Here is a 4,000-nt window from a genome sequence, read left to right on the forward strand (position 1 = left end):
GGCCTGCTCGTCCGCGGGGACGAGGGCATGGGCGTCATCGGGCACATCGTGCTCGGCATCGTCGGCGCGCTGGTCGGGGGGTTCCTCGCGGGCGTCATCACCGGCACCGACTACACCACCGGGATCAACATCTCGACGATCCTCGTCGCCACGATCGGCGCCGTCCTGGTCGTCGTGGTCGTCGGGCTGATCCGTGGGGGCTCGAGGAGCGGCCGCGGGGCGATCTAGCCTCGAGACCACGCCCGCGCCAAACGGAGAGGCGCCCGACCTGGGGGGAAGGTCGGGCGCCTCCGGGTCTCACCTGAGACACACCCAATGTAGGATCTGCGTCAACGCAGAATTGCCCAGAATTCGTGCGCACCGTCGAACCTCCTTCGGGGTGCCGCCCAACGGCACCGGTGGCGACGGCGCCTACCGCATCGACCAGCCGGACGACGCCGCCTGGCTGGCGCAGGTGCTCGCCGGCGTGGATCCGCGCTTCGGCGACTGACGGGGCGCGGTCGCGCGTTCCTCCACCACGCCCACGGCCCGTTCACCGCACAGTGGACGGGCCGTTTCCATGCCCCAACCGGTGAGCCGCGCCTACCGCGCATGACGTAGAGCCCGGGGTGACCATCGGGGCAGGACCAGAGGTCCCGCGGGAGGGGGGCCGATATCCCTTGCCCCCGTCAACCGGCATGACGATCCTCATGAAGCCGGTTTGGCGCCGGTCGTGGCTGTCGGGGAACGGACGAACGGCCACGGATGTTGGGCTCCCGGGGGAGAACGAGGGGGTTCGCCAAGTGCGTGGGTCATGGCACCCCGCACGACGGGTCGTTGATCGGCCTGGACGCGCTGAGATCCCGTGCGCGCCCGCCCACGACCCGACCGTCCACGTCACCCTGCCGGTCCCCGAGACCGGACGGCGGTCCAGCGCGCCCTGAACGCGCGGGACCGCCGTCTCGCCTTGTTCGCGTCCCTGCACTGATCCATCCGATCGCGTCCCGTCGGCAGCCACTCTAGATCCAAGTGTCACGTGAGACGGGCCGTCCGAGTATGGCGCTGGTCGGTGAGCCCGACCCAAGAGGAGGCGAGCGCGAGGAGACACCGCGACCACCCGGGGAGGAACTGGAGAATTCCGGACTCCAGCGATGTTGGGCCACGGGGAGCCCGACGTGGAGGTAGATGTGGATCGACCGAGATCAATTCCTAAGCTGGCGGCGCTGGCGGCCAGCGCTGCCTTGACCTTCACGCTCATCGGGGTGCCGGCCGCTGTCGCACCCGCCTTGGCTGTCCACTCGGACGGCCTCTTCCAGCTGGACTACACCGTCACGCCCACCATCCAGGGCGCCGCCAATGTCAGCTCGACCGACATGCGCCCCGCAGGCAACACGGGCGACGATTGGGACCACGTGTATGCCGGTGGCTCCAACTCCTTCGCCCCCACGTTCGTCGCGGACACGGTGGGCGCCGCCGAGACCAGCTTCTACACGGGCGGTGGCTCGAAAGACGAGCGACCGATCAGCTCAGGCTCGTCGCACTGGGAGTGGGACGACACCAACGACCCGATCCCGGACAAGGACGATCTCTCCAACGCGTTCGCGGCAGCATATGTGGACACGCGTTCGACGATCCCAGGGCCGAACGGCACCACGGTCGCGAACCCCGACTTCAACCACACGATCTTCTACTTCGGTGCCGACCGGTACGACACGTCCGGAGACGCCGAGGTGGGCTTCTGGTTCTTCAAGACGCCCATCGGCCTTGGCACCAAGCCGAACTTCACCGGTGAGCACCAAGTCGGCGACATCCTCGTGCTCGCCAACTGGGGTGGCTCCAACAAGGTCGGCGACATCGCCGTCTACCAGTGGGTCGGTGGCAACAAGCCGCTGGCGCTGCTCAAGGACACGACGGAGGCCGACTGCTCGGTGGCAGGGCCAAACGACGACATCTGCGCCGTCACCAACAACATCGCGGGCGAGGTCCCGCCTTGGCCGTACACGAACAAGAACGGCGAGCATGCCTATCGCGCGACGGCCCTGTTTGAGGGCGGTATCGATCTCAACGGACTGCTCAAAACGGAAGATATCGGCTGCTACAGCAACTTCCTCGCCGCAACCCGGTCGTCCCACTCGACAGACGCGCAGCTGAAGGATTTCGCCTTCGGCAGCTTCCCGGTCTGTGGCATCGCGGTTACCAAGACCGGCGACACGTTGTCAAAGATCGGTGACCCCGTCGACTACACGATCACCATCCACAACACGGGTCGCGCGACGCTGTACAAGCAGACGATCAGCGACACGCTGCTCGGGGCCATCGCGACAAACGGCGTCGACCAGGCGAATGCCTACGTCCTGACCAACACCTGCGGTGCCTCGCTTCTCAAGAACGACAACGCGGCCGGTGGGTCGGATGAGTGCACCATCACGCTGCGGCGGACGGTTATCGGCACAGATCCCGATCCGCTGCCCAACACGGTCAGCATCCTGTACAGGGAGAAGGCGGACCTCACTGGCTCGTCATATACGTCGAGTGACGACCACGAGGTCAATCTGTTCCAGCCGGCCGTGACGATTACGAAGACCGGCGACGAGCTCTCCAAGAAGACCGACTCCGTTACCTACACGTTCACGATCGCGAACGCGAGCTCGGAGGACAGCCCGGATCTCACGCTCGCGTCGATCAACGACAACGTCATCGGGGACCTGAGCGCCGCGGCGACGGCCGCCGGCTGCGAGACGCTCGTCTACAACGAGACGTGCGAGTTCACCGTCACGCGGGTGGTCGCGGACACCGATCCCGACCCGCTCGTCAACACGGTGGACGTGCTGTACCACCCGGTCGGCTATCCCAACAACGTGACCGCGAGTGACGGACACTCGGTCAACCTGTTCCAGCCGAGCGTCTCGATCGCGAAGACCGGCGACACGCTGAGCAAGATCGGCGACGACGTCACGTACCACTTCACGATCACGAACACTAGCTCTTCGGATAGCCCGAATCTCATCCTCGACAGCCTGACGGACGACGTCCTCGGCGACCTCGCCGACGACGCCCCGGCGGCCTGCGACTCGCTGGCGCCCGCGGCCTCCTGCACGTTTGACGTCACCTGGACGGTTGCAGCCGTCGACATTCACCCGGCCGACAAGGTCGCGGACGATCCGGTGATCAACACCGCCACCGTCCACTTCCACCCAGACGGGTTCACCAACGACATCGCGGCAACGGACAGCCACGAGCTCAACCTGTTCCAGCCGTCCATCGCCTTCAGCAAGACGGCCGACACGCAGCTCTCGAAGGCGACCGACGACGTCAACTACACGCTGACGCTCAACAACACGAGCTCCGCGGACGCCCCGGACCTCGTGTGCACGATCACCGACACCATGCTTGGGATCGACAAGGACGTCACGCTGTCATCGGGTCAAGGTGACGTGACGAACGTTGCGTACACCGTCAAGGCGACAGATCCCGACCCGCTCCTCAACACGGCCAGCGTCACGTGCAGCCCCACGGGCTTCCCGAACGTTCTCACCGCGGAGTCGAGCTGGACGGTCGACCTGTTCCAGCCGTCCGTGAACGTCGACAAGACCGGTCCCGCCCTGTCCAAGGTCGGGGACGATGTCACCTACCACTTCAAGATCACCAACACCAGCTCCGCTACCAGCCCGAACCTGGTCCTCGACTCGATCACGGATGACGTCCTGGGCAGCCTGTATCCGGCTGGTTGCGACAACCTCACGCCTGAGGCGTCCTGTGAGTTCGATGTCGACTGGACGGTCGAGGCGGGTCACGGCGATCCGGTGGTCAACACCGTCGAGGTCCATTACCACCCCGCCGGGTTCCCAAACGACATCTCGGCCAGTGACGGCCATTCGCTCAACCTGTTCCAGCCCGCGATCGCGCTGACGAAGACCGGTCCTGACCTGAGCAAGATCGGCGACACGGTCGACTACGTGATCACGCTCGAGAACAACAGCTCGACTGACACCCCGGATCTGACCTGCACGGTCACCGACGC

3 protein-coding genes are annotated in these 4,000 nt (G+C 65.7%); all 3 read left to right on the top strand.

Annotation, left to right across the window (positions count from 1 at the left end; all coding sequences use genetic code 11):
- Positions 1–228, top strand: a 228-nt coding sequence (locus VGM51_11370) for a GlsB/YeaQ/YmgE family stress response membrane protein (GenBank protein HEY3413636.1), incomplete at its 5' end; no start/stop codon positions are given.
- A 112-nt stretch (positions 229–340) separates the two neighbouring features.
- Positions 341–490: a hypothetical protein gene (locus tag VGM51_11375; GenBank protein ID HEY3413637.1), complete on the top strand. Its 150-nt coding sequence runs from the start codon at positions 341–343 to the stop codon at positions 488–490.
- Between the two features lie 676 nt (positions 491–1,166).
- The coding region (locus VGM51_11380; protein ID HEY3413638.1) for a hypothetical protein at positions 1,167–4,000 on the top strand (2,834 nt) is incomplete at its 3' end.

The sequence above is a fragment of the Armatimonadota bacterium genome, from assembly GCA_036504095.1.
Taxonomy (GTDB): Bacteria; Armatimonadota; DTGP01; order JAKQQT01; family JAKQQT01; genus DASXUL01.